Origin of the sequence: Kitasatospora paranensis (assembly GCF_039544005.1) — a bacterium.
GTDB lineage: Bacteria > Actinomycetota > Actinomycetes > Streptomycetales > Streptomycetaceae > Kitasatospora > Kitasatospora paranensis.
This window is the reverse complement of record NZ_BAABKV010000001.1, coordinates 2,091,361-2,116,128: the sequence shown is the minus strand read 5'-3', so window position 1 is coordinate 2,116,128 and position 24,768 is coordinate 2,091,361. Positions and strand designations below refer to the sequence as shown.

The window sequence follows — 24,768 nt, the reverse complement described above, 5'->3', positions numbered from 1 at the left end:
CCGGCCGAAGGGACGACCGTGACCGTCTGATCGGCACCCGGCAGGCCCCTGCCGGTCCGCGGTGTGCGAAACCGCGGTGCCGGAGCGACTCGGCTCCGGCACCGCGGCCGCTCGGTGCAAGCGGCCGACCGCCTGCCCGAGCACCGGAAGGTCGTGCCTCGCCCGTACCCCTGTCCCCCCGGAGGTCCCATGCCTGCCACACCCGGTGGCCGACTGCTGGCCGCCACCGCGGTCCGCCTGCGCACACGCCTGGTCCTGCTCGCCGTCGCACTCGGCATCCAGGTGGGCGCGGGGCTGGCCCTCCCGGTCCTGCTCGCCCGGGCCGTGGACGCCGTCCTGCGGCACGGCGACACCCTTGGGCCGGTCGCCGCGCTTGCGGCCGCGCTGGCCGCCGGTGCGATCGGCGAGACCGCCATGCTGCAGCTCTCGGTGTCCACCGGTGCCCACGGAACCGCCTGGATCCGGATGCGGACGGTACGCCGGTTGCTCGGGCTGGGGCCGCGTTCGCCCTTCCCGGCCGGGGAGGCGGTGACGCAGGTGGTCCAGGCCGCCCCCAGGCGGCCAACCTGCCCGCCCAGGCGGTCGAATCCGCCGTCTCGACCGTCGGGTCGGCCGTGGCACTGGTCGCGCTGTGGACCGTCGACTGGCGGGCCGGCCTGGTCTTCACCCTGCTGTTCCCGCTCACCGCCCTGGTGGCCCGCAGGTTCATCACCGAGGCCGGCGATGCCGAGGCCCGCTACCTGGCCGCCCAGACCGGCATGGCGACCCTGCTGGTGAACGCGCTGGCCGGCGCCCGCACCATCCGCGCGGTCGGCACCCTGGCCGTCGAGACCGAACGCGTGGTCGCCCCGCTCCCGGAGCTGTCCGCCGCAGGCCACGCGATCTGGCGCATCCAGCGGGACGTCGTGTGGAAGATCGGGCTGCTGATGCCGCTGACGCAGGTCCTGGTCCTGGCCACCGCCGGACCGGACCTGGTCGCCGGACGCATCAGCCCCGGCAGCCTGCTGGCCGTCACCGGCTACCTGACCCTGGCCTCGGGCCTGCTCGACCAGGTCGACGTGTTCCTGGGCCTGGCGAGCGCCCGCGCCGGCGCGTCCCGGCTCGGCGAGATCCTGGACCGGCCCGTCATCGAGGGCGGACCGCTGCGCACACCGCCACCCAGCGGGGCCCTGTCACTGCGCGGCGTCACCGTTCGACGCTCCGGCACCGCGGTCCTGGACCGGCTCGATCTGGACATCCCCGACGGAAAGTCGGTGGCCCTGGTCGGCGCGACCGGATCCGGCAAGAGCCTGCTGGCCGCGCTGCCGGGCCGGCTGGCCGACCCGGACCAGGGGAGGTGCTGCTGGGCGGGGTGCCCGTCGCGGACCTGGCCCTGCACACCCTGCACGGCGCCGTCGCCTACGCCTTCGAACGCCCCGCACTGGCAGGCGGCACCCTGCACGAGGCGATCGCCTTCGGACGCCCCGACCTCCCGCGCCGCACGGTCGAGGACGCCGCCCGCGCCGCGCAGGCCGACCACTTCGTGCGCTGCCTGCCCGACGGCTACGACACCCCCCGGGCCTCGCGCCGATGTCCGGGGGACAGCTCCAGCGCATCGGGCTGGCCCGCGCCCTGGCCCGCCCGGCCCTGCTGCACGTGCTGGACGACGCCACGTCCGGCCTGGACACGGCGACCGAGACCCTGGTGAGCGAGGCCGTCACCGAGCGGCTCGGCGGCAGCACCCGTCTGATCGTCACCCACCGCCCCGGCACCGCCGCCCGCTGCGACCTGGTGGCCTGGCTGCACAACGGACGCATCCGCGCCCTCGGCCCGCACGTCGCGCTCTGGGCGGACCCGGCCTACCGGGCCCTGTTCGCCCACGCCGACGAACCCACCGGCCCCACCGACGACGACCTCCACGGCAAGGAGCAGCGATGCACAGCCGACCGCTGACCGGCGCGGCACCCGAACCGGCCGACCCCGAACCGGCCGCCGCCGCACCACGCCCCAGGAGGACACCGCGCCTGGGCCTGACCCCGACCGCGGCGACGCTGCTCACCGACGGCCTGCACGGGAGCCGGCGAGCACTGCTGCGCATCGCCGCGCTGTCCGCGGTCGAGGCAGCCCCGGCACTCGCCTCCGGCTGGGTCACCGCCGCCGCTCTCGACCACGGATTCCTGGCCCACCGCCCCGGCACCGGACTGGCCTGGCTCGGCATCCTCGCCCTGCTGTACCTGGTACGCGCATGCGCCGAGCGCGCCATGTTCGACTCACTGGCCGCCGTCGTGGAACCGCTGCGCGACCACCTCACCCGCCGGGTCGTGCACAACACCCTGCGCCAGGCGACCGAGCTGGGCCGCGACCCGGGCACGGCGAGCGTGTCCCGGCTCAGCAGCCAGATCGACGCCACCCGCGGCCTGCTCGCGTCACTGCTGCGCACGGCGCGCCCACTGGCGGCCACCCTCCTCGCGGCCCTGGTCGGACTGGCCGGACTCGACCCGCTCCTGGCGCTCCTGGTACTGGTCCCGCTCACCGCGGCGCTGGCGCTCTTCGCCCGGTCCATGCGCCGCCTGACCGCACTGCGCCGGGACACCCTGCTCGCCTCGGAGGAGGTGGCGCACCAGATCGGCGCGGTCCTCGGCGCCGCCCGCGACATCACCTCCTCGGGGCCGAGGAGCACGCGGCCGCGCTCGTCCAGGCGGAGTCGGACCGGGCCCGCCGCGCCCTGCTGCGCGTGGGCCGCGCCGTCACCCTGCGCATCCCGGTGGTGCTGCTCGGCGGGTACGTCCCGCTGCTGGGCCTGCTGCTGCTCGGCCCCCACCTGGTCGACGGCCGCACGATCACCGTCGGCGCCCTGATCGGCGCGGCCCTCTACGTGGCACAGTCCGTCGTCCCGGCGCTGCAGCTGCTGACCGGCACGGTCGGCGGGTACTGGAGCCAGCTCGGTGTGCTGCTGCACCGCCTCGGCGAGGTCGCGCCGCAACGCTCGGCGCCCGCCCGACGGGAACCACCCCGGACGTCGCCCGACGGCTGCGCCGAGCCCTCGCCGACGCCGGACCTGACCGTCGACCGGTTGTGCTTCGCCTACGGCGTCGGCGCGGCGCCGGTCCTGCGGGACCTGAGCCTGACCGTTCCGTACGGCGACCATCTGGTGATCACCGGAGCCAGCGGCATCGGGAAGTCCACCCTCGCGTCCCTGCTCGCGGGCCTGCACGAGCCGACCCGCGGCGAGGTCGCGTTCGCCGGCCGCCGGGTCACCGCGCTGCCGCAGCACACCCGCACCCGGCTGGTCGTCCTCGTCCCCCAGGAGGCGTACGTGTTCCCCGGCACGGTGAGGGACAACCTCCGCTACCTGGCCCCGCTCGCCGATGACGCCGCCGTCGTCCACGCCGCCCGGTGCGTCGGGCTCCATCCCCTGCTCACCCGGCTCGGCGGCCTCGACGCGCAGGTGGGCGACCCGGCCGACCTCTCCAGCGGGGAACGCCAACTCCTGGCGCTGGTCCGCACCTACCTCTCACCCGCACCGGTCGTCATCCTCGACGAGGCCACCGCGCACCTGGACCCGGTCGCCGAGGAGCGGGCCGAACGGGCCTTCCGGGCCCGCCCCGGCACGCTCATCGTGATCGCCCACCGCGCCGGCTCCGCTGCCCGCGCCCGACGGATCCTCCACCTCGACGGCGACACGCACCGGCTGACGACCCGTGAGCTACCACCCGCCCTGGCGCGGGCCGCCGCCCCGTCCTGAGTGGGCACACGGCTACTCCTGGGACCGCCGGGCACCGGCGGCCAGCCGCGCGAGCAGGCCGGCCGCGTCGGCGGTCAGGCGCGCCGAGCCGCACTGGTCGGCCAGCACCGCGGCCCGCCGCAGCCAACCGCCCACCGCGTCGGTCCGCCCCGCGTCCAGGGACACCGCCGCCGCCATGAGCAGGGTGCGGACCAGCTCGATGCGGTCACCGGCGTCCGCGAAGTCCGCGATCGCGTCCGGGGCGCAGCGCAGGGCGCCGTCGGCGTCCCCGCGCACCGCATGGGCCCGCATGCGTGCGCGCAGGGCGAAGCCCCGCCGGCCCACCGAGGGAAGCTGTGCGACGCTCTCCTCGGCGAGCCGCGCCCAGCGCCCGGCGGCGGCCGCGTCGCCGTCTGCGGCTGCCGCCTGCGCCAGCAGGTCGCACCAACGGGGCCTGCGCCACGCGGTCAGCCTGGGCAGCTCCGCCCCGCCCGCGACGTCCAGCAGCTGCCATCCGGCGCGGACCGGGTCGCCGGTGTGCAGCACGAACTCGGCGTGGGCACAGCGGACGGAGACCGCCCACGAGGTCAGCGTGCTGCCGACAGCCGCCCTGGCGCGTTCGGCCGTGGCGGCCGCCTCCTCCAGGTCGCCGGGGCCGTCCCGCCAGAGCAGCGTCTCGGCCCGGAGTGTCATCAGGACCGCCTCGACCGAAACGTCGCCGATCCGTCTGACGTGCTGCTCGGCCTCGTCCAGCGTGGCCAGCGCACCGGACAGGTTCCCCGCACGCAGCCGGGCGTTGCCCAGGACGGTCAGCATCTGCGGATGGATGTAGGTCTGCCCGGTGCGCCGGGACAGGTCCGCACCACGGGCGAGATGGCGCTCGGAGTCGGCCAGCCGTCCCATCATCCCCTCCGCGATGCCTACCTGGAACGCGGCTTCCAGGTAGGCCACGAGCATCGTGTCGGGAACGGTGTCCAGGATGTCGGTGGCCCTGGCCAGCGTCGCCAGCGCACTGGTCTGGTCCCCGGAGAACAGGTGGCCCAGTGCCGCCTTGCCCAGGGCGTTGGCCTCGCCGACCTGGTCGAGGTGTTCACGCGCCAGCCGGGCGGCGGTCTCGGCGTGCTGCCGGGACGTCTCGAAGTCCTGTACGTCGTAGGCGTGGTCGGCCAGTTCCGCGTGCAGGGCCGCGGCGGTGGCCGAGTCGTCGTCGGTCAGGGCGGCGAGCCCGGCGCGGGCGAGGGCGCCGGCCTCGGTGGACCGGCCCATGCGACGCTCGATCCGGCTGGAGTCGGCGAGCGCGGTCGCACCGCCGGCCGGGCCGCCGGGTATCTCCGAACGCAGCGCCTCCAGCAGCGCCCGGCCCTCCGAAGGGTCCCCGGTCAGCAACCGGGCCCGCGCGAGCAGGACCTTCGCCTCGTACCAGTGCTCCCCGCCTTCCTGCAGCAGCGACAGTGCGGCCTGCAGGTGGCCCGCTGCCACGACCGGAGCGGAGTAGAGCATGCCACGGGCCGCCGCTATCAGGGTCGTCGCGTGTTCGGGTCGCCAAGGGTCCGCGGCCCGCGCGACGTGGTGGGCACGCTCCGCGATCGGTGCCGCCCGCCGGGCGAGTTCGGCCTCGGCGCGCTGGTGCAGGGCGAGGCGGCGGCTGGGCTCCAGCCGCTCGTAGACGACGTCGGCGACCGCTCGGTGACGCAGGGACAGCCGCGGCGCGGGCTCGGCCGGGCGGACCAAATCGAGCCGGGTCAGGGCGTCCAGTGCGGCCATGGCCGCCGGCAGGTCCAAGTCCGCTACGGCGGCGAGGAGTTCCGGGTGGAACGAATCGCCGAGGACCGCTGCGACCTGGACAACCGTCAGTGACACGGCGTCGAGACCGTCGAGTTCGCCGAGGATCGCCGTCCCGGCATCGGCCGCCGTCCCACCATCGGCGGCCAGTACCTTGAGGTACTGCGGGTTGCCCCCGGCCAGGCCGTGCAGCTCCTCCAGGTCCGGCCGGTCGCCGAGCAGTTCGCGGGTCTGTTCCGGGGAGAGCGGTCCGAGGTTCCACACCTCCAAGAGCCCGGCGGACGACGCACGGGCGAGCACCGCCGCGAGCGGGGACGAGAGCCGGCGCTGCCGATAGGCCATCAGGCACAGCACCGGACCCGTGACGGTGGCCGCCAACAGCCGCTCCACGTCGTCGATCCGCGCGGGTGCGAGATCGTGCAGGTCGTCCACCACCGCCATGACGGCGGAGCGGTCGCCGGTGCGCGCCGCCCGCTCGTGGACGTCCGCGATGTCGGGTCCTGCGGGCAGCGGAGGCAGCGGCGGGTGCGCGCCGTGCGCGGCGAGCACGGGGACGCCCTGGGCGCGAGCGTGCGCAGAGGCCGTCCACAGCAGGGAGCTCTTTCCGATGCCCGGCTCGCCGACCAGCACGACCGCCCGGCCGACGCCCGCCTTGAGGTCCTCCAACGCCCTGGTCAGCGAGTCGAGTTCGGCGTCCCGGCCGAGAAGCCGGGGCGTGTCGGCCACGGCCCGCGGCGGCGCGGGCGACAGCTCGCCGGCTTCGGGGCCGTCAGCCCGCAGCGGATCCTCGGGGGCAGGCCGGGGCACCTTCAGGTACGCCTGTTGCGGCCCGGTGTTGCGGCTCACGATGACGGCCAGCGCGGCGCGACTGGAGACGCCGGTCTTGCGGTAGATCCGGGCGATGTGGGATTCGACGGTCCGTGGGCTGAGCACGAGCTTGTCGGCGATCGCGACGCTGGTCAGGCCCTCCGCGACCAGTTCGGCCACCTCCCGTTCGCGGCCGGTCAGGGAGACCAGCTCGCCCGCCGGTTCGGCCGGGGCGGCGAAGACCGCCGGCCGGATGCTTTCGGCGAGGCCCGTGAGCAGGCGCGCCCCTCCCTCCGAGGCCAGACGCGCTCCTCGGTGCCACATCTCGGCCGCACCGGTGCTGTCGCCCGTCGCCCGCACGTGCGGGGCGGCGAGGAGCAGTGACTGTGCTTCGCGGAGCGTCGCCCGGGACCGGACGCTCTGCTCCGCCGCTGCCGTGAACATCCGGGCTGCTGCGGCCGAGTCGCCGTGGTACGCGGCGATCCGGCCGAGGCTGCGCTGCGCCGCGCCGTGCTGGGCCGGCAGACCGAGTTGCTCGGCCTCCTTGCGGGCACGCTCCGCCCAGCGCACGGCGGCGTCGGTGTCGCCGACGGCGAGGGCGGCGCCGCTGAGCAGCTCCAGACAGTTGGGGCGCGTCGTGGGTTGCAGCCGGCGCAGGTCGCTTCCGCCGCCGGCCCGCAGCAGGATGTCCGTTGCCCGGTGCGGATCGCCGGCATCGAGTGCGGCGGAGGCGAGCATGCACCGGGCCAGGGTCGCCCACCAGTGGTCGTTGCTGCCCGCCGCGGCCGCGGCCTCCTCCGCGACGGCCAGTGCGTCCGGCGGTGCCGGTCGGCAGGCCTGCTGCAGGATCTGGGACTGGAACGCCAGGGTGAAGGCGAGCAGCTCGTCACTGCCCACCGCGCGTGCCAGCGGCTCGGCCTCCTCGGCCAGTTCCAGCGCGCTGGTGATCCGGCAGGTGCTGAAATGGGTGTAGGCCTTCGCGGTGAGGAACTGCGGTACCAGATAGGCCTGTCCGGTGCGCCGGGCGATCTCCAGCCCGCGGTCCAGGTGGCTTTCGGCACCGACGTAGTCCTCCAGGAACGCCTCGGCCCAGCCCAGCGTGCACAGCGATTCGCACAGCTCGGCGAGATCGGAGTCGGCCAGGGTCTGCGCGAGTGCGGCTGCTGATGCGGCAACGGTGCGGGCCGTGCCCATCTCGCCCTCGTAGGCCTCGCCCAGGGCGATCCGAGCCAGGGCACCCAGTTCGCCGATCGCGTCGCCCAGCGAACGCGCCGCGACCAGAACCTCGTTGATGTCGGCACGGGCCTGCGGATAGCGGGCGGCGGACAGGATGCAGGAGCACAGTTCGAGGCCGATCCGGACCGCGTGAGGCGCGGACGGTCCGGGGAGCGGGCCAGTTCACGGCGGAGCATCGCCTCGGCTTCCTGGTGCCGCCCGAGCTGCCGCTCCAATTGGCCACGCAGCGTGGCTGCGGCGGCGCGGATCTCGTCGTAGCGGTCCGGGGCCGGCATGTCCATCACCTGCTGCAGGAGGTCCCGGCCCGCCAGCAGTCCGCCGCTCACGCCGAGTGCGCGGGCTCTGAGGAGCGTCAGTTCGCGTCGGGTGGCGAGGTGTTCCGAGCCGTCCGGCAGCAGTCCCAGGACGACGCCGAGCCAGTGCGCGGAGGCGGCCGGAGCGGTCGCGGCGCTCTGCTCGGCGGCCGCGACGAGGACACCGGCCGCCTGCGGATCCCAGTAGGTCACCGACCGCTCGACATGGTAGGCCCGCTCGATGACGGTGGCTCCGGCGGCGGCGATCTCTGCCGAGGCCCGGCGGTGGAAGTCCTCCCGCAGCCACGGGTCGATGTTCTCGTGGATGAGCTCCCGGACCAGCGGATGGCGCAGTGCCAGCCGTCCGCCGTGTCCTCGCCGCAGAAGATCGCGCTGCATCAGCCCCTGCAGTGCGTGGATGACCTCCTCGGAGCCGGACCCGGTCAGTAGACCGATCATCCTCGGGGTGGTCCGGTCCCCCAGGACGGCGGCTGCCTCCAGGACCCGGCGTTCCACCGGGCTCAGGGGTGCCAGCTCGTCCAGCAGCAGCGCGCCGAGCCCGACCGGCGGGCCGCCCGGTTCTCCCGACACCGCTCGGCCCGCGAGGGGGAGGTGCGCCCTGGTGCCTTGCGGGCGTCGCGGTGGGCCTGGAGGAGGGCGAGGAAGTACAGCGGGTTGCCGTCGCTCGCCGCGTACAGCTCCGAAGCCTGCGGCAGCGGAAGATCTGCGGCCAGGCCTTCGACGCAGTCACGTTCGGCCAGGGGGCCCAGGGCGATCCGGAGCACGACCCCGGAGTCCACGCCACGCGTGAGCGACGTGGTCAGTAAGGGCGGAGTCTGCCGACCCCGGCGCGCGACGACCAGGAGGAGCGGAGAGCGCACGGGATGGCGTACCAGGTGGTCCACCAACTCCAGCGACACCGGGTCCGCCCAGTGCAGATCGTCCAGTACCACGGCGAGCCCGTGCGGGCCGAGCCGGCCCAGCAGGGCCGCAGTGGCCTGGTGCAGGGCGAACCGGTTGCCGCCCCCGGGGCGGCCGGCGTGTCGGCGACGCCCCGCAGGGCCGGCGACAACTCCGCCAGCGCGGGGAAACGGCGCAGCACCACGGGGCTGAGGTCGGCGAAAGCATCGGCGAACGGCCGGAACGGACTGTGCTGTTCGTACTCGGTGGCCTGCCCGCTCAGCACGGTCATCCCCCGACTGCGGATCCGCGCACCGAACTGCGCCAGCAGTCGGCTCTTGCCGATCCCGGCCTCACCCGTGACGTCGACGACGGCCGGTCCGCCGCCCTTGAGCTGATCCAACACCGTGTCCAGCAGACCGACTTCGGCAGCTCTGCCGACGAACGGCACCTGACCGGCGCGCTCCTGTCGTCCGCCGTACGCCTCGACCACGGGTGGCTCCCTTCAGACGGATCCTCCGCAAGGCCCAGGGCGCCGCATTGCGAGGGTGCCGAAGCCTCGGATCTTTGACACGGGTTCTGTGGCTGGCAGCAGCGTAGTTGATGGTCCCGTCACCGGAACGCGTCCCCGAGGCCGAGCGCCCAGGAAGCGGACGAGCTGACTCTGACGGATAGTCAGGGAGATGAGTACCGGAGATCGAACCCCTGGCGCCGTCAGTGCCGGTCGCCCGCCTGATGTGCGAGCGCGGCCTGGCCGGCCGGCACCTGCGGCGCACGGTGCGGACCACGGTCGCGGGCCGCAGCGCGCCCCCGGCGCCGGACCTCACGCACAACGCAAAATGCAGGTCAGGATTGCTCCTGACCTGCATTCCCTCGCCGACAATGTCGGCGAATAGGTGGTGTCCGAGGGGGACTTGAACCCCCACGCCCGATAAAGGGCACTAGCACCTCAAGCTAGCGCGTCTGCCATTCCGCCACCCGGACCGGGTGTGTTGCCTGGGGTTTCCGTTTCCTTCGCCCCCTGGCGACAGAGAGAACACTACCAGGCTGCGGGACTGCTTCTCACCTGCGTTTCTACCGCCGGACGGGGGTATCACCGGACGTTGTGGGGTCAATGGGTATGGATCACCGCAGATCGGGCATGCGGAGGGAAGCGCCGGACGGCGCGGCGGACGGGCTGGAGGCATCGTGCTGGGGCGACGGAGGGCGGAGGTCGGGCAGGCGGCGCCTGAGCGCGGGCTGCGACGGAGTTTCGGGGTGCTGGTCGGGCTGGGCGTCCTGCTGGTGGGTGTGGCGGTGGTGGGGCTGCTGTACACCGCGTTCGCGACGCTCACCGGCATGCTGCTGTTCGGCTGGCTGCTGCTGATCGGCGGGGCCGTGGGCCTGGTGCACGCCGTGCTGGGCCGGAAGGGGAACTTCTTCTGGCTGGGTGCGGCGGTGGCGGCGCTGAACATCGCCGCGGGCGTGGTGCTGGTGGTCCGGCCGGAGGCGGATCCGGAGGGGCTGACGCTGTTCGCGGCGCTGCTGTTCCTGAGCGCCGGCACGTTCCGGCTGGTGGGCGGCCTCGCCGTGCGCGGTCCGCAGGTCGGCTGGACGCTGCTGCTCGGCGCCCTCGACCTGCTGCTGGGCGTGCTGGTGCTCGCGCAGTGGCCCAGCGGCTCCCGGTACACGCTCGGGCTGTACTTCTCGCTCTGGCTGCTCTTCGACGGGCTGGGCCTGATCGCCGTCGGCGCGGGCGGCCGGCAGGTGATCGGGATGGTCGGTGAGGCCCGCGCCGCGGCGGAGGCCGACGTGGCCGCGCAGGCCGGCACCGCGCCGTACGGATCCGACGGGCCGGGCCGGCAGGGCGGGGCGAGCGGGTCGAACGGATCGGTCGGGCCCGAGGGGCCGGGCGCGGCCGGCGGGCCCTCCGTGGAGGCCGTGGAGGCCGACCGTGCTGATCTGGGAAAACCGCCTGCGGGCTGATCGATCCGCTGGTACAACGAATCGTGACCGGACTCGATCGGTCCGATTGCGTGCGCATGTGGTCGGAAGAGTTCACCCGCAGCCAAGTTCCAGTCCCTTCACCAGGGCCGGACGGGTGCTCTCCTAGCCTCTGTGGACCAAGGGAGCCTTGAGCGGAACGCCCGATTCCCGACATGCCGCCGGCCGGCGGCGCCCCGTGCGTGCGGCTGGACGGACGAGCCTCCCGTCAATGTGCGAAGGGTGGCGTGACGTGGAACAGACCAGCGGGGCTGCCGAGACGACGGCGCGGAGGCCGGGGCCCAGACGCCCGGGCGACGCGCCCGAGCCCGGTGTGTGGCGGTTCGTGGCGGCGGCCGAGGAGGCGTCGGTGCCGCAGACCCGCCATGCGGTGCGCGACCGCCTGCTCGCCCAGGGCATGGCCGGCGAGCGGTACCAGGAGATGATCGACGATCTGCTGCTGATCGTCTCGGAGCTGGTGAGCAACGCGGTCACCCACGCCGCCGTGGTCTCCCCGCACCTGGCCACCGAGCTGGCGATCGGCGACGGCTGGGTGCGGATCTCGGTCGAGGATGCCCATCCGTACCGGCCGAAGGCGCTGGAGAGCGACCTCGGGAAGTTGGGCGGCCGCGGTCTGCTGCTGGTCAAGAGCATCACCCTGCAGGCGGGTGGCGTCTGCGACGTCGAGCGCACGGGCGAGGGCGGCAAGGTGGTCTGGGCCTCGCTGCCGATCCCGGCCCCCGGGTGCCGGCGCCGGACGACCGCGCCTGGCACCTCTGAAGCCGTCGATCACCTCGCCCCGGGCGGCCCCCGTCGTCGGAGCCGCCCGCAGCCGTCCCGCGCCGCGGCCGTTGTGCCCGCAGCCGTCTGGTGCTCGTTGCCGGGCCGCTACCAGTCGCGTCCGCCGGTGATCTCGCGGATCCCCGGCAGCGCGGCCTCGAAGACTGTCCGGAACCACACCGAGAAGGGGCGGTCCTCCTGGAGCTGCTTGAGCTCCTGGGCCGTGACGAACCGGGTGTCGGCGACCTCGGCCGGGTCGGGCGCGGGCTCGGCGGTGACCAGGCCGACGAACAGGTGGTTCCACTCGCGCTCGATCAGGCCGGAGGCCTCGTCCGGCAGGTCGTAGCGGACCGTCCCGGCCTCGCACAGCAGCGCGGGCGCGACACCCAGCTCCTCGGCGGTGCGGCGGGCGGCGGCCACGAACGGCTGCTCGCCGGGGTACGGGTGCCCGCAGCAGGTGTTCGACCACACACCGGGGGAGTGGTACTTGCCGAGGGCGCGCTGCTGGAGCAGCAGCCGGCCGTGCTGGTCGAAGAGGAACACCGAGAACGCCCGGTGGAGCCGGCCGGGCTGCTGGTGGGCCCAGTGCTTCTCGGCGGTGCCGATGGTCACGCCCTCGTCGTCAACGAGCTCCAGGAGGATCTCCCCTCCCGGGAGGGGCTGCGCGGCACCGAGACCGGAGTCGTTCTCCGTGGTGTCCGTGCGGCTGGTCGACGAGGTGTCGGGCATGGGGTCCCCTTCGCAAGTGGCGTCGGGGCCCAAGTCTGCCCCATGTCGCGGACCGCTGTCGGAGCGACGCACGCCGGGCCCGGGAAGAGGCAAATGATCAGCCGATATGTTCGATCGGTGATCGAGTTCGTTGCGAAGTCTTCACGTTGTGTCCGTTCGATGATCGGACATCTGCCCGATATCCGCCGGTCAGCGGCTTGAAGGCGGGGCGGCTGTCCGGAATGATGATCCGACGGCCCGACCGTGGCTCCCGCCCGTCGGTTCCGTCACCCCTGACTGCATCCGCTGTCCGCATCCGCGCTGCCCGCCGCCCCGGCCGCCTGCCCGCGCGGCCCGGGACCGCCCGTTTTCGGGGGTAAATGGACCGTCCGGTAGCCTCAACCGGTGCGCCGGGCCCCGCAGCCGCGGCGCAGTCATATGACATCCCGTCCCACCGCACTCCGTTGTGGCCGGACCGCACACCACGCCAGGGAGTGAGTCCCGCTGTCCACTGTGATCGTGACCGGCTCCGAGCCGGCCGCCGCCTACGAGGCCGCAGGCCCGCTCCAGCTCGCCGGGACGGGGGCCGCGGGCTCCACCGGACCGGGCACCACCGCCACCGCCACCGTGCCGATCCCCGCGCAGGCCGGACCCGGCCGCCGCACCGCGACGGCCCCGGCCGGCGGTCTGGCCGCCGACCTGGCCGCGCTGGGCTTCGACCGCGTCCTGCACGCCCGTGACGCCGCCGAGCTCGCGGAGCTGCTCACCGCCGAGCGGGCCGAGCGGATCGCGGTGCTGGACGCGGCGTTCGTCGGCCACCGCCACGCGCTGCGGCTCGCTCTCGTCGACCCCCGCTTCCCGGCCGGTGCCGTGCCCGGCGCGGTCGCCGTCGCAGGCGCCCCCGCCCGCGAGGCCCTGCTGGCCGCCGCCCTCGACCTGGCCGCCGACGGGCCCGCCGGCCACGGCCGGCCGCTGCCCGACGCGCTGGCCGACGCCCTCCCGCGCAGCGGCGTCGCCGTCCAGCGTCCGGAGCTCGGCACCCTGGTCGCCACCGTGCCCGGCACCGAGGCCGAGCAGGCCGCCGCCCGCGCCGCCGTCGCCGCGGTGGACGAGGAGGCCGTCCGGCTGCGCCGCGCGGTGAAGGGCCGGGACGGCTTCTTCACCACGTTCTGCGTCAGCCCCTACTCGCGCTACCTGGCCCGCTGGTGCGCCCGCCGCGGCCTCACCCCGAACCAGGTCACCACCGCCTCCCTGGTCACCGCGCTCGCCGCGGCCGCCAGCGCGGCCACCGCGACCCGCCTCGGCTTCGTCGGCGCCGGCCTCCTGCTGCTGTTCTCCTTCGTGCTCGACTGCACCGACGGCCAGCTCGCCCGCTACTCCCTGCAGTACTCCACGGTCGGCGCCTGGCTGGACGCCACCTTCGACCGCGCCAAGGAGTACTCCTTCTACGCGGGCCTGGCGATCGCGGCCGGCCGCAGCGGCGACCACGTGTGGGCGCTGGCGCTCGCCGCGATGGTGCTGATGACCTTCCGGCACAGCGTCGACTTCGCCTTCATGGCCGCCGACCAGGAGACCGCCCGCAACCCGGTCACCGCCGGCACCAAGACCCAGACCGGGAACACCAGCCCCACCGCGCAGCTGTCCAACCGTCTCGACCGGCTCGGCTGGACGGTCTGGGCCCGCCGGATCGTGGTGCTGCCGATCGGCGAGCGCTGGGCCCTGATAGCCCTGCTCACGGCCGTCACCACCCCCGCACCACCCTCACCGTGCTGCTCGTCGGCTGCGCGCTGGCCTGCTGCTACACCACCGCCGGGCGCGTACTGCGCTCGGTCAACCGCCGCCGCCCGCGCACCGACCAGGCCGCCCGCGAGGTGGCGATCCTGGCCGACGGCGGCCCGCTCGCCGAACTGCTCGCCCCGCTGCTGCGCCCCGTCGCCCGCCGGCTGCCCGCGCTCGCCGTCCCGGTGCTGGCCGCGCTCGCCGCGGTCGGCCTGCCGGCCGCCGTCTACGAGCTCGGCGGCACCTGGGCCTCGGTCGGCGCGGCCGCCGGGTACGTCCTGCTGAGTTCGCTGGTGCTGGCCCGCCGGCTGAACGGCGCGCTGGACTGGCTGGCCCCCGCGTTCTTCCGGGCCGGCGAGTACCTGACGGTGCTCGCGCTCGTCCTGCGCCTGGACACCGCCGCCCTCCCGGCCGCGTTCGGGCTGGTCGGAGCGGTCGCCTACCATCACTACGACACGGTGTACCGCCTCCGCGGCGGCACCGGCGCGCCGGCCCGCTGGCTGGTTCGCGCGACCGGCGGACAGGAGGGACGGGCGCTGCTCGTCACCCTCTGCGCCGTCCTCGTGTACGGCGCGGCCCCCACCGGGGCCGTCGGTCACGAGGGGCCCGGAGCGGCCGCCCTGCAGGGCGTCCTGGTGGCGCTCGCCGCCGTCCTGGCCCTGGTCGTCGTCGCCGAGTCCATCCACTTCTGGGTGTTCGGCGACGCCACGGCAGAACACGATGAATCAGGAGACACCGCATGATCGGCCTCGTCCTGGCTGCCGGTGCCGGCCGCCGGCTCCGCCCCTACACCGACACCCTGCCCAAGGCGCTGGTGCCGGTCGACGGGGACCGGACCGTCCTCGACCTCACCCTCGGCAACTTCGCCGAGGTGGGCCTGCGCGAGGCCGCGATCGTGGTCGGCTACCGCAAGGAGGCCGTGTACGACCGCAAGGACGCGCTGGAGCAGAAGTACGGCGTCAAGCTCACCCTGGTCGAGAACGACAAGGCCGAGGAGTGGAACAACGCCTACTCCCTGTGGTGCGCCCGTGAGCTGTTCGGCGAGGGCCTGCTGCTCGCCAACGGCGACACCGTGCACCCGTCCTCCGTGCAGCGCACCATGCTGGACGGCAACGACCGGCTGACCAAGGAGGGCGCCGCCCCCGGCATCCTGCTCGCCCTGGACACCGTCAAGAAGCTCGCCGACGAGGAGATGAAGGTCGTCGTCGACCCCGCCCTCGGCATGCGCCGGATCACCAAGCTGATGGACCCGTCCGAGGCCACCGGCGAGTACATCGGCGTCACGATCATCAACCCGTCCGCCAAGGACGCCCTCGCCGACGCCCTGCGGGCCACCTTCGAGCGCGACCCGCAGCTGTACTACGAGGACGGCTACCAGGAGATGGTCGACCGCGGCCTGCGGATCGACGTGCAGCCGATCGGCGAGGTCTCCTGGGTCGAGGTCGACAACCACGACGACCTCGCCCGCGCCCGGGAGATCGCGTGCCAGTACTGACCCGTCTGCTGCCCTCGCCGGTGTTCGTCGAGATCCGTCCGGGCGCGCTCGACGCGCTCGGCGGGATCCTCGCCGACCAGCGGCTGTCCGCCTCCGGGCGGATAGCGGTGGCGATCAGCGGCGGCTCCGGCGCGGTGCTCCGGGAGCGGCTCGAACCGCTGCTCCCGGGCGCCGCCTGGTACGAGGTCGCGGACGGCACCCTGGACAGCGCGGTGCGCCTCACCGACCAGATGCGCGGCGGCCACTACGACGCGATCGTCGGGCTCGGCGGCGGCAAGATCATCGACGTGGCGAAGTACGCCGCCGCCCGGGTCGGCCTGCCGCTGGTCGCGGTCGCCACCAACCTGGCCCACGACGGCATCTGCTCGCCGGTCTCCACGCTCGACAACGACGCCGGCCGCGGCTCGTACGGGGTGCCCAGCCCGATCGGGATCGTGGTCGACCTGGACGTCATCCGCAAGGCGCCGCAGCGCTTCGTCGCGGCCGGCATCGGCGACGTCGTCTCCAACATCTCGGCCTGCGCCGACTGGGAGCTCTCGCACCGGATCACCGGCGAACCGGTCGACGGCCTGGCCGTCGCGATGGCCCGCTCGGCCGGCGAGAACCTGCTGCGCCACCCCGGGTCGCTGGAGGACGAGGACCTCCTGCTGGCCCTCGCGGAGGCCCTGGTACTGTCCGGCATCGCGATGAACATCGCTGGCAGCACCCGGCCCTCGTCGGGTGCCTGCCACGAGATCTCGCACGCCCTGGACGTGCTGTACCCCAAGCGGTCCGCCCAGCACGGCGAACAGTGCGGCCTCGGCGCAGCGTTCGCCAGCTTCCTGCGGGGCGAGCGCGAGCTGTCCGGCCTGATCGTGGAACGCCTGGCGTCCCACGGCCTGCCGGTGACCGCAGACCAGATCGGCTTCACCGAGGCGGAGTTCACCGAGGCGGTGCACTACGCCCCGAACACCCGCCCGGGTCGCTTCACGATCCTGGAACACCTCGACCTCTCCCCATCCGACATCAGGGACGCGTACGCCGACTATGTCCAATCAGTCCACCGCTGACCGCCCCCCGGTCGACCTGACCCGCCGGCCCTCGATCGAGGAGCTGCGCGCCGTCATCCACCCGGAGGGCATGCTCCAGCGCCGCAGCGCGGAGCACTGGGCCGGCCGCCTGTACATGCGGAAGATCTCGCTGCGGATCACCCGTGTGCTGAGCACCGCCACCTGGATCACGCCCAACGGGCTGACCTACCTGATGATGTTCACCGGCATCCTGGCCGGTGCCGCGCTGGTGATCCCGGGCCTGGCCGGCGCCGTGCTCGGCGCGCTGCTGATCCAGGTCTACCTGCTGCTCGACTGCGTCGACGGGGAGGTCGCCCGCTGGCGCCGGCAGACCTCGCTCACCGGCGTCTACCTCGACCGGGTCGGCCACTACATGTCCGAGGCGGCGCTGCTCACCGGTCTCGGCCTGCGCGCCACCGACCTGTTCCACCAGGAGGGCGCCTCGTCCGCCTGGCAGTGGGCGTTCCTGGGCACGCTGGCCGCGCTGGGCGCGATCCTGATCAAGTCGGAGACCGACCTGGTCGACGTCGCCCGGGCCCGGAGCGGGATGACCGCCGTCGAGGACAGCGCCTCGGTGCCGCGCTCGGCCGGTGTCGCCAAGGCCCGCAAGGCCGCCTCGCTGCTGAAGTTCCACCGGCTGGTGGGCGCCGTCGAGGCCTCGCTGTTCATCCTCGCCGCGGGCATCGCGGACGCCGTCCACGGCGGCCTGTGGTTCACCCGCCTCGCGGTGGTGGTGCTCGCCGCGATCGCCGTGCCGCAGACCGTCCTGCACCTGCTCAGCATCGTGCTCTCCAGCAGGCTGCGATGAGCGGCGACCTGCGGCTGGGCGCGGTCGTCATCACCATGGGCAACCGGCCGGCCGAGCTGAACGCGCTGATCGACTCGGTGCTGGGCCAGGAGGGCCCGGCGGTCGAGCTCGCGGTGGTCGGCAACGGCGCCCCGCTGCCGCCGCTGCCCGCCGGGGTGCGCACGGTGGAGCTGCCGGAGAACCTCGGCATCCCGGGCGGCCGCAACGTCGGCATCGAGCTGTTCGGCCCGGACGGCCGGGACGTCGACGTGGTGCTGTTCCTGGACGACGACGGCCTGCTGCCCGGCAAGGACTCCGCCCGGCTGCTGCGCGAGGCGTTCGCGGCCGACCCGGGGCTCGGCATCGTCTCCTTCCGCATCGCGGACCCGGAGACCGGTGTCACCGCCCGCCGGCACGTCCCCCGGCTGCGCGCCAGCGACCCGCTGCGCTCCTCCCGGGTGACGACCTTCCTGGGCGGCGCCTGCGCGGTGCGCACGGCGGTGTTCCCGAAGGCCGGGCAGCTGCCCGCGGAGTTCTTCTACGCGCACGAGGAGACCGACCTCGCCTGGCGCGCCCTGGACGCCGGCTGGTCGATCGACTACCGGGCCGACGTGGTGCTGCACCACCCCACGACCTCCCCGGCCCGGCACGCCACCTACTTCCACAACGTGGCCCGCAACCGGGTGTGGCTGGCCCGGCGGAACCTTCCGGCCCCGCTGGTGCCTCTCTATCTGGGGACGTGGTTCCTGCTCACCCTGGCGCGCCGTCCCTCCGGCGACGCGTTCAAGGCCTGGGTGGGCGGTTTCAAGGCCGGCTGGCGCGAACCCTGCGGTCCGCGGCGGCCGATGCGATGGCGTACTGTATGGCGATTGACCAGGTTGGGTCGGCCGCCCGTTATCTGATGGCAGGAGCCGGCAGCCCCACTGCCGGTCGGAATATTCACCGTGATCCCTGTGGATCAACCCCCGGACCGCCCTGCGGAACGGACTTCCGATCCCGTGAAGGACGAATGTGTCGACAGTGAGTGACCAGGTCAACCTCTCCACTCCGTTGGGGGCTGACGCGGGTCTGACCCCCAAGGAGCTGGCCGTCAAGTACGGCCTGACGGTCAGCGGTGCCCGTCCCACCCTGCCCGCGTACATCCGGCAGCTGTGGGCCAGGCGGCACTTCATCGTGGCGTTCGCCACCGCCCGCCTGGTGGCGCAGTACACGACCGCCAAGCTCGGTCAGCTGTGGCAGGTGATGACCCCGCTGCTGAACTGCGCGGTCTACTTCCTGGTCTTCGGCGTCATGATGAAGACCCGCGGCGGCATCCCCGAGTACCTGCCGTGGCTGTGCATCGGCGTCTTCGTCTTCCAGTTCTCGCAGAGCGCCATCCAGTCGGGCACCCGGTCGATCTCCGACAGCCTGGGCCTGATCCGCGCGCTGCACTTCCCGCGCGCCTGCCTCCCGGTCGCGTTCACCGTCATCCAGCTCCAGCAGCTGCTGATCTCGATGGTCGTGCTGGTGGGCATCGTGACGGCGAGCGGCCAGATGCCGAGCATGTCCTGGCTGCTGATCATCCCGACGCTGATCCTGCAGTGCCTGTTCAACACCGGCCTGGCGCTGATCATGGCCCGGATCGGCTCCAAGACCTCGGACATCTCGCAGCTGATGCCGTTCCTGCTGCGTACCTGGATGTACATCTCCGGCGTCATGTACAGCATCCAGGGCGCCATCGCGAACTGGCCGCCGCTGGCCAAGACCCTGCTGTCGTGGAATCCGGCCTCGATCTACATGGACCTGATGCGGTTCGCGTTCATGCCGACGACCTTCAGCAAGCACTACTACCCGCACCGCCACCTGACGCTGCCGAACCACGTCTGGGCGATCGCCCTCGCCTGGGCGGTCGGCGCCTTCGTGGTCGGTTTCGTGTTCTTCTGGCGCGCCGAGGAGGAGTACGGCCGTGGCTGACACCATTTCCACCCCCGTTCGAGGAGCCGACGCCGTCATGGGCCAAGCGACCAGCGACACCCGTGTGCCCACCGTGGTCGCCGACGACGTGCACATCGTCTACAAGGTGCACGGTGCCGGTGCCGGCAAGGGCAGCGCGACGTCGGCGCTCAGCCGGATCGTCTCCCGCCGGAAGTCGCCGGCCATCCGCGAGGTGCACGCCGTCCGCGGCATCAGCTTCACCGCCTACAAGGGCGAGGCGGTCGGCCTGATCGGCTCCAACGGCTCGGGCAAGTCGACCATGCTGGCGGCGATCGCGGGCCTGCTGCCGACCGAGCGCGGCGGCATCTACACGAACGGCCAGCCCTCGCTGCTGGGCGTCAACGCGGCGCTGATGAACGACCTCACCGGCGAGCGCAACGTCGTGCTCGGCTGCCTGGCGATGGGCATGTCCCCCGCCGAGGTGAAGGCGCGCTACCAGGACATCGTCGACTTCTCGGGCATCAACGAGAAGGGCGACTTCATCTCGCTGCCGATGCGCACGTACTCCTCCGGCATGGCGGCCCGTCTGCGGTTCTCCATCGCCGCGGCGAAGACGCACGACGTGCTGCTGATCGACGAGGCGCTGGCCACCGGTGACCAGCGCTTCCAGCGCCGCTCCGAGGCCCGGATCCGCGAGCTGCGCAAGGAGGCCGGCACGGTCTTCCTGGTCAGCCACAACAACAACGCGATCCGCGACACCTGTGAGCGCACGATCTGGATCGAGAAGGGTGAGCTCATCATGGACGGGCACACCGACGAGGTCGTCCGCGCGTACGAGAAGCACAACCAGGGCTGATCGCAGCCCGTGACGGGGCCGGTGTCCGGGGTCAGCCCGGGCGCCGGCCCTGTGCCGTGCGGCGGTCCGGGGATGCCCTGACCGGGTGCGGGAGGCGTGTCCGAGGCGGACGCGGCGGCGGCGCCGGTGTAGAACGGGGGAGTGACGGCAGTGGCGGCTTCGGCCAAATCAGACAATAGGACAGACGGCATTCGGGTGAACGGCGACCTGGTGGACGACACCCAGACGGACGGCACCACCCTGGACAAGGCCGACCTCGAGAACTTCCCGGTCGCACCGGCCTTCCTGCCCGCCGCCTGGCGCACCGACCTGATGGCGGTGTACGGCTTCGCCCGGCTGGTGGACGACGCGGGCGACGGCGACCTGGCCGAGCCGGAGCGCGTCGCCGCCCTGCTCGGCGCCGACCCGGCCACCGCCGCCGACCCCGACCCGACGCCCTTCCGGCTGGCCCTGCTGGACGCCCTGGAGCGCGACCTCGACCGCGCTTTCGAACGCGCCCTCGACGGCGGCGCCGAAGAGCCCCGGCACCCGCTGATACGCGCCCTCGTCCCCCTGGTGCAGCGGCAGCCGGTCACCCCCGAGCCCTTCCGCCGGCTGATCGAGGCCAACCGGGTCGACCAGACCGTCGCGCGGTACGCCACCCACGACGACCTGGTCGGCTACTGCACGCTCTCCGCCGACCCGGTCGGCCGCCTGGTGCTGGCCCTGGCCGGCGTCGCCACCCCCGAGCGGATCGCCCTCTCCGACGCGATCTGCACCGGACTGCAGATCGTCGAACACCTCCAGGACGTCGCCGAGGACCTCGGACGCGGCCGGATCTACCTGCCCGCCGAGGACCTCGCGCGCTTCGGCGTGACCGAGGCCGACCTGGCCGCGCCCACCGCCTCGCCGGCGGTGCGTGAACTGATCGCTCACGAGGCCGACCGGGCCCGGACCCTGCTGGACCGCGGCGCGCCGCTGGTGGGTACGGTTCACGGAAGGCTACGGCTGCTGCTCGCGGGCTTCACCGCAGGCGGGTACGCGGCCCTGTCGGCCGTCGAGGCCGCCGGGTACGACGTGCTGGCGCAGCAGGCGAAGCCGGACAAGCGCCGCCTCGCACTGCGGGCGGCGGCACTCTTCGCGAAGGGAAGGTGAGCGCCCGCGTGGCGGCATCACCACTGGCGTCGGCGCCGGTCATGGCGGCCTACCGGTACTGCGAGGCCGTGACCGGCCTCCAGGCCCGCAACTTCAGCTACGGCATCCGGCTGCTCCCGGAGCCCAAGCGGCTGGCCATGTCCGCCCTCTACGCACTGGCGCGCAGGGTGGACGACATCGGCGACGGCGAGCTGTCCCCCGAGCGCAAGGCCGAGCAGCTCGGCCGCACCCGCGCCCTGTTGGACGAGGTCCGGACGGGATCGGTCGGCGAGGACGACACCGACCCGATCAAGGTCGCCCTGGCCGACGCGGCCCGGCGCTTCCCGATCCCGATCGGCGGCTTCGACGAGCTGATCGACGGCGTCGAGATGGACCTCAAGGGCGTGGAGTACCGGACGTTCGACGAGCTCAAGGTCTACTGCCGCTGCGTCGCCGGCTCGATCGGCCGGCTCTCGCTGGGCGTGTACGGCTGCGACGACCCCGAGCTCGGCGCCCAGTACGCCGACACCCTCGGCCTCGCCCTGCAGCTCACCAACATCCTCCGCGACCTGCGCGAGGACGCCGCCAACGGCCGCACCTACCTGCCCACCGAGGACCTCGTCCGGTTCGGCTGCGAGGAGGGCTTCGGCGCCGCGACGCCGGCCGCCGGAGCGGACTTCGCCGGGCTGGTCGCCTTCGAGGCGCAGCGGGCCCAGGCCGCGTTCGAGGAGGGCCTGCGGCTGCTCCCGATGCTGGACCGCCGCAGCCGGGCCTGCACCGCGGCGATGGCCGGCATCTACCACCGGCTGCTCGGCCGGATCGCCGCGGAGCCGCAGTCGGTGCTGCGCGGGCGCGTCTCGCTGCCGGGTTGGGAGAAGGCCTACGTGGCGCTGTCCGGGCTCGCCGGAGGGCGTTCTTGATTCTTTCGCCAGTTATGTCACGCTGTGTCAACAGGGAATCACAGGCGAGTGCCATGGTGTTGTCGGAGAACGAACGACCGGAGACCGGCAGGGGGTGCGGAGCATGACGGCAGGGGCACGGACGCCGGCTGAGCGCCCTGCCGCCGTGGTCGTCGGCGGCGGCCTGGCGGGCATCACGGCCGCCCTGCGGCTGGCCGAGGCCGACCACCGGGTGACGCTGCTGGAGACCCGGCCGCGCCTCGGCGGCCTGGCCTTCTCCTTCCGCCGCGGCGACCTCACGGTCGACAACGGCCAGCACGTCTTCCTGCGCTGCTGCACCGCCTACCGCGGTCTGATCGACCGGCTGGGCGCGGGCCGGATGGTTGATCTTCAGCCCCGGCTCGACGTGCCGGTACTGAGCGTCACCGCCGACGGCCGGCGCACCTTCGGCCGGCTGCGCCGGGCCGGGCTGCCCGTCCCGCTGCACCTGGCCGCCAGCCTCGCCGGGTACCCGCATCTGGGCCCGGCCGACCGGCTGCGCGTGGTGCGCGCCGCGCTCGCCCTGAAGGCCCTCGACCTGGCCGACCCGGCGCTGGACGAGCTGTCCTTCGGCGAGTGGCTGCGCCGCAACGGCCAGACGCCGGCGACGGTCGCCGCGCTGTGGGACCTGGTCGGCGTCGCCACCCTGAACGCGACCGCCGAGCAGACCTCGCTGGCGCTGGCCGCGATGGTCTTCAAGACCGGCCTGCTCTCCGACCCGGGCGCCTCCGACATCGGCATGGCGAACGTGCCGCTCGGCGCGATCCACCACGACGCCGCCCTGGCCGAGCTGGAGCGCGCCGGTGTGCAGGTCCGGCTGCGCACCCGCGCCGTCGAGCTGAAGAGCGCCGAGCGGCACGCCGTCCGGCTGGAGGGCGGCGAGCTGCTCACCGCCGACACCGTGGTGCTCGCCGGCGCCCAGGACGCCGCCGCCGCGCTGCTGCCGCCCGGCGCGATCCCCGGCGAGCACCGCCTGGCGGAGCTCGGCACCGCGCCGATCCTCAACGTGCACGTGGTCTACGACCGCACGCTGCTGAAGCAGCCGTTCTTCGCCGCACTGGACTCCCCGGTGCAGTGGGTGTTCGACCGGACGCCGCACTCGGGCCTGGCGGTGCCCGGCGCCCAGTACCTGGCGCTCTCCCAGTCGGCCGTGCAGGCGGAGATCGACCTGCCGGTCGCCGAGCTGCGCGAGCGCTACCTGCCGGAGCTCGCACGGCTGATTCCGGGGGCCCGCGAGGCGCGGGTGCTGGACTTCTTCGTCACCCGGGAGCGGACGGCCACGTTCGACCCGGCGCCGGGGACGGCCGCGCTGCGGCCGGCGGCCCCGACGGGCGTGCCCGGCCTTCTGCTGGCAGGGTCGTGGACGGCCACCGGGTGGCCCGCGACCATGGAGAGCGCGGTGCGCAGCGGTCACGCCGCGGCCGACGCCGCGCTCGCCGGCACCGGTCGGCGGCTGCCCGTCGACCGGGGCGACGGGCGGTGGCCGCGATGACGGCCCGCCCGGTCACCACTGAGATCGCACCAGGCCTGCCGGCGGTTCCGGCCGGGCCTTCGCATGGAGAGGGAACGTTCGTGGAGGCTCGCACCCAGGCCGCCGGTTCGGTGCAGGACACCCCGTCGGTGCTCGACCTGCTGGCGCGCGGCCGGACCATGTGCACCCCGTCGTTGCGCGCGGCCGTCGCCCGTCTGGCCGCACCGATGGACACCGTCGGGGCGTACCACTTCGGCTGGATCGACCGGGCCGGCAACCCGGCGGCGGGGGACGGCGGCAAGGCCGTGCGGCCTGCGCTGGCCCTGCTGTCGGCGGAGGCGGTCGGCGCATCCGCCGAGGTCGGAGTGCCCGGCGGGGTCTCCGTTGAACTGGTGCACAACTTCTCGCTGCTCCATGATGATCTGATGGACGGTGACGAGACCCGGCGCCACCGGGCCACCGCGTGGACGGTCTTCGGACCGGCCCAGGCGATCCTGGTCGGCGACGCCCTGGCGACGCTGGGGACGGAGGTGCTGCTGGACGCCGCGGTCACGGGCGGGGCGAGCGCCGTGGACGCCGCGCGCGCCGTCCGGCTCATCACCACGGCCACCCGCGGGCTGATCGACGGGCAGGCGATGGACGTCGAGTTCGAGAAGCGCGACGTCGTCACCGTCGAGGAGTGCCTGGAGATGGAGGGCGGCAAGACCGGAGCGCTGCTCGCCGCCTCCGCCGCCATCGGCGCGGTGCTGGCCGGCGCGGACGACCGGGTGTCCGGGGCGCTCCAGCGCTACGGCCACCACCTGGGCCTGGCCTTCCAGGCCGTCGACGACCTGCTCGGCATCTGGGGCGCCACCGAGGTCACCGGCAAGCCGCACTGGGGCGACCTGCGCCAGCGCAAGAAGTCCCTGCCGGTCTGTGCCGCGCTGGCCGAGGGGGCACGGCGTCCCGCCGGCTCGCCGACGAGCTGGCGGACCCCAAGGGCCGGGGCGAGGAGAGCGAGGAGCAGCTCGCCGCCCGCGCCGCCCTGATCGAGGAGGCCGGCGGCCGCGCCTGGACTCAGGACGAGGCCCGCCGCCAGCACCAGACCGCCCTCGCCGCACTGGACGAGGTGCCGATGACCGACGCGGTGCGCGAGCACTTCGTCGCACTCGCCGAATTCGTGGTGGTACGAGAGAGGTGACGTGAATTGACAGCA

The 24,768-nt window shown here is 73.7% G+C and carries 18 protein-coding genes, 1 tRNA gene and 6 pseudogenes; 20 read left to right on the top strand and 5 right to left on the bottom strand.

The window, feature by feature from the left end; genetic code table 11:
* Window positions 1-189 precede the first annotated feature (189 nt).
* The 6 genes and pseudogenes from ABEB13_RS10550 (at window position 190) to ABEB13_RS10530 (ending at window position 3,724) form a co-directional block, all read left to right on the top strand.
* Window positions 190-777, top strand: a complete 588-nt coding sequence (locus ABEB13_RS10550) for a hypothetical protein (RefSeq protein ID WP_345705280.1) — start codon at window positions 190-192, stop codon at window positions 775-777.
* A pseudogene (locus ABEB13_RS40460) lies at window positions 669-977 on the top strand (hypothetical protein); the annotation flags it as partial. The gene ABEB13_RS10550 and the pseudogene ABEB13_RS40460, both read left to right, overlap by 109 nt.
* Before the next feature lie 374 nt (window positions 978-1,351).
* A complete protein-coding gene (locus tag ABEB13_RS10545) occupies window positions 1,352-1,687 on the top strand; it encodes a hypothetical protein (protein ID WP_345705279.1) in 336 nt (111 codons plus the stop codon).
* Window positions 1,570-1,932: a hypothetical protein gene (locus tag ABEB13_RS10540; RefSeq protein WP_345705278.1), complete on the top strand. Its 363-nt coding sequence runs from the start codon at window positions 1,570-1,572 to the stop codon at window positions 1,930-1,932. Before ABEB13_RS10545 ends, ABEB13_RS10540 begins: the two co-directional genes overlap by 118 nt.
* A complete protein-coding gene (locus ABEB13_RS10535) occupies window positions 1,914-2,837 on the top strand; it encodes an ABC transporter ATP-binding protein (RefSeq protein WP_345705277.1) in 924 nt (307 codons plus the stop codon). The genes ABEB13_RS10540 and ABEB13_RS10535 overlap by 19 nt, the downstream gene beginning before the upstream one ends.
* Entirely contained in the window at window positions 2,744-3,724 is a 981-nt protein-coding gene (locus tag ABEB13_RS10530) for an ATP-binding cassette domain-containing protein (protein ID WP_345709622.1), read from the top strand. The genes ABEB13_RS10535 and ABEB13_RS10530 overlap by 94 nt, the downstream gene beginning before the upstream one ends.
* 12 nt (window positions 3,725-3,736) lie before the next feature.
* Here ABEB13_RS10530 and ABEB13_RS10525 read toward each other — a convergent pair whose 3' ends face one another.
* Window positions 3,737-7,486, bottom strand: coding sequence for a LuxR C-terminal-related transcriptional regulator (locus ABEB13_RS10525; protein ID WP_345705276.1), 3,750 nt, complete (start codon window positions 7,484-7,486; stop codon window positions 3,737-3,739).
* A gap of 233 nt (window positions 7,487-7,719) precedes the next feature.
* Here ABEB13_RS10525 and ABEB13_RS10520 point away from each other — a divergent pair, with 233 nt between their 5' ends.
* Entirely contained in the window at window positions 7,720-8,271 is a 552-nt protein-coding gene (locus tag ABEB13_RS10520) for a hypothetical protein (RefSeq protein ID WP_345705275.1), read from the top strand.
* A 71-nt stretch (window positions 8,272-8,342) separates the two neighbouring features.
* Here the strand turns inward: ABEB13_RS10520 and ABEB13_RS10515 are convergent, their stop codons facing one another.
* The 3 genes and pseudogenes from ABEB13_RS10515 to ABEB13_RS10505 form a co-directional block, all read right to left on the bottom strand.
* On the bottom strand, window positions 8,343-8,606 hold the full coding sequence (locus tag ABEB13_RS10515) for a hypothetical protein (protein WP_345705274.1): 264 nt from the start codon (window positions 8,604-8,606) through the stop codon (window positions 8,343-8,345).
* 132 nt (window positions 8,607-8,738) lie between these two features.
* A pseudogene (locus tag ABEB13_RS10510) lies at window positions 8,739-9,127 on the bottom strand (ATP-binding protein); the annotation flags it as partial.
* A gap of 491 nt (window positions 9,128-9,618) precedes the next feature.
* Window positions 9,619-9,705: transfer RNA gene (locus tag ABEB13_RS10505), tRNA-Leu, on the bottom strand.
* A gap of 207 nt (window positions 9,706-9,912) precedes the next feature.
* On the opposite strand from ABEB13_RS10505, the pseudogene ABEB13_RS10500 reads away from it, so the two are divergent.
* Both ABEB13_RS10500 and ABEB13_RS10495 read left to right on the top strand, forming a co-directional pair.
* Window positions 9,913-10,488: pseudogene (locus ABEB13_RS10500) on the top strand (DUF308 domain-containing protein); the annotation flags it as partial.
* A 427-nt stretch (window positions 10,489-10,915) separates the two neighbouring features.
* Window positions 10,916-11,416: pseudogene (locus tag ABEB13_RS10495) on the top strand (ATP-binding protein); the annotation flags it as partial.
* Window positions 11,417-11,571: 155 nt separating this feature from the next.
* Here the strand turns inward: ABEB13_RS10495 and idi are convergent.
* Window positions 11,572-12,192, bottom strand: a complete 621-nt coding sequence (gene idi / locus ABEB13_RS10490) for an isopentenyl-diphosphate Delta-isomerase (RefSeq protein ID WP_345705272.1) — start codon at window positions 12,190-12,192, stop codon at window positions 11,572-11,574.
* A gap of 678 nt (window positions 12,193-12,870) precedes the next feature.
* Between idi and ABEB13_RS10485 the strand changes: the two are divergent.
* The 11 genes and pseudogenes from ABEB13_RS10485 (at window position 12,871) to ABEB13_RS10435 (ending at window position 24,753) form a co-directional block, all read left to right on the top strand.
* Window positions 12,871-14,693, top strand: a pseudogene (locus ABEB13_RS10485) (DUF5941 domain-containing protein).
* Window positions 14,690-15,445 carry a phosphocholine cytidylyltransferase family protein gene (locus ABEB13_RS10480; protein ID WP_345705271.1) on the top strand — a complete coding sequence of 252 codons (756 nt, stop codon included), beginning with the start codon at window positions 14,690-14,692 and terminating at the stop codon, window positions 15,443-15,445. The pseudogene ABEB13_RS10485 and the gene ABEB13_RS10480 overlap by 4 nt, the downstream one beginning before the upstream one ends.
* Window positions 15,433-16,494: an iron-containing alcohol dehydrogenase family protein gene (locus ABEB13_RS10475; RefSeq protein ID WP_100891074.1), complete on the top strand. Its 1,062-nt coding sequence runs from the start codon at window positions 15,433-15,435 to the stop codon at window positions 16,492-16,494. The genes ABEB13_RS10480 and ABEB13_RS10475 overlap by 13 nt, the downstream gene beginning before the upstream one ends.
* A gap of 70 nt (window positions 16,495-16,564) precedes the next feature.
* Complete coding sequence (locus ABEB13_RS10470) at window positions 16,565-17,302, top strand: CDP-alcohol phosphatidyltransferase family protein (protein ID WP_345709621.1); 738 nt, start codon at window positions 16,565-16,567, stop codon at window positions 17,300-17,302.
* An 8-nt stretch (window positions 17,303-17,310) separates the two neighbouring features.
* Window positions 17,311-18,183 (top strand): glycosyltransferase family 2 protein, encoded by an 873-nt coding sequence (locus ABEB13_RS10465; protein WP_198524358.1) that lies wholly within the window; start codon window positions 17,311-17,313, stop codon window positions 18,181-18,183.
* 109 nt (window positions 18,184-18,292) lie between these two features.
* The gene (locus tag ABEB13_RS10460) at window positions 18,293-19,234 is read left to right on the top strand and encodes an ABC transporter permease (RefSeq protein WP_380231186.1); all 942 of its coding nucleotides are present in this window, start codon (window positions 18,293-18,295) and stop codon (window positions 19,232-19,234) included.
* Window positions 19,235-19,271: 37 nt separating this feature from the next.
* Window positions 19,272-20,051 (top strand): ABC transporter ATP-binding protein, encoded by a 780-nt coding sequence (locus tag ABEB13_RS10455; protein ID WP_100891077.1) that lies wholly within the window; start codon window positions 19,272-19,274, stop codon window positions 20,049-20,051.
* A 195-nt stretch (window positions 20,052-20,246) separates the two neighbouring features.
* Window positions 20,247-21,185 (top strand): squalene synthase HpnC, encoded by a 939-nt coding sequence (gene hpnC, locus ABEB13_RS10450; RefSeq protein WP_345705269.1) that lies wholly within the window; start codon window positions 20,247-20,249, stop codon window positions 21,183-21,185.
* Window positions 21,186-21,226: 41 nt separating this feature from the next.
* Complete coding sequence (hpnD, locus tag ABEB13_RS10445; RefSeq protein ID WP_345709620.1) at window positions 21,227-22,084, top strand: presqualene diphosphate synthase HpnD; 858 nt, start codon at window positions 21,227-21,229, stop codon at window positions 22,082-22,084.
* Between the two features lie 103 nt (window positions 22,085-22,187).
* On the top strand, window positions 22,188-23,594 hold the full coding sequence (hpnE, locus tag ABEB13_RS10440) for a hydroxysqualene dehydroxylase HpnE (protein ID WP_345705268.1): 1,407 nt from the start codon (window positions 22,188-22,190) through the stop codon (window positions 23,592-23,594).
* 158 nt (window positions 23,595-23,752) lie between these two features.
* Window positions 23,753-24,753 (top strand): annotated as a pseudogene (locus tag ABEB13_RS10435) (polyprenyl synthetase family protein).
* Window positions 24,754-24,768 lie beyond the last annotated feature (15 nt).

Coding starts and splice junctions, on each gene's coding strand:
- ABEB13_RS10550 (WP_345705280.1), top strand. CDS start 190: ATGCCTGCCACACCCGGTGGCCGACTGCTGGCCGCCACCGCGGTCCGC.
- ABEB13_RS10540 (WP_345705278.1), top strand. CDS start 1,570: ATGTCCGGGGGACAGCTCCAGCGCATCGGGCTGGCCCGCGCCCTGGCC.
- ABEB13_RS10535 (WP_345705277.1), top strand. CDS start 1,914: ATGCACAGCCGACCGCTGACCGGCGCGGCACCCGAACCGGCCGACCCC.
- ABEB13_RS10525 (WP_345705276.1), bottom strand. CDS start 7,486: ATGGGCACGGCCCGCACCGTTGCCGCATCAGCAGCCGCACTCGCGCAG.
- idi (WP_345705272.1), bottom strand. CDS start 12,192: ATGCCCGACACCTCGTCGACCAGCCGCACGGACACCACGGAGAACGAC.
- ABEB13_RS10480 (WP_345705271.1), top strand. CDS start 14,690: ATGATCGGCCTCGTCCTGGCTGCCGGTGCCGGCCGCCGGCTCCGCCCC.
- ABEB13_RS10470 (WP_345709621.1), top strand. CDS start 16,565: ATGCTCCAGCGCCGCAGCGCGGAGCACTGGGCCGGCCGCCTGTACATG.
- ABEB13_RS10455 (WP_100891077.1), top strand. CDS start 19,272: ATGGGCCAAGCGACCAGCGACACCCGTGTGCCCACCGTGGTCGCCGAC.
- hpnD (WP_345709620.1), top strand. CDS start 21,227: ATGGCGGCCTACCGGTACTGCGAGGCCGTGACCGGCCTCCAGGCCCGC.
- hpnE (WP_345705268.1), top strand. CDS start 22,188: ATGACGGCAGGGGCACGGACGCCGGCTGAGCGCCCTGCCGCCGTGGTC.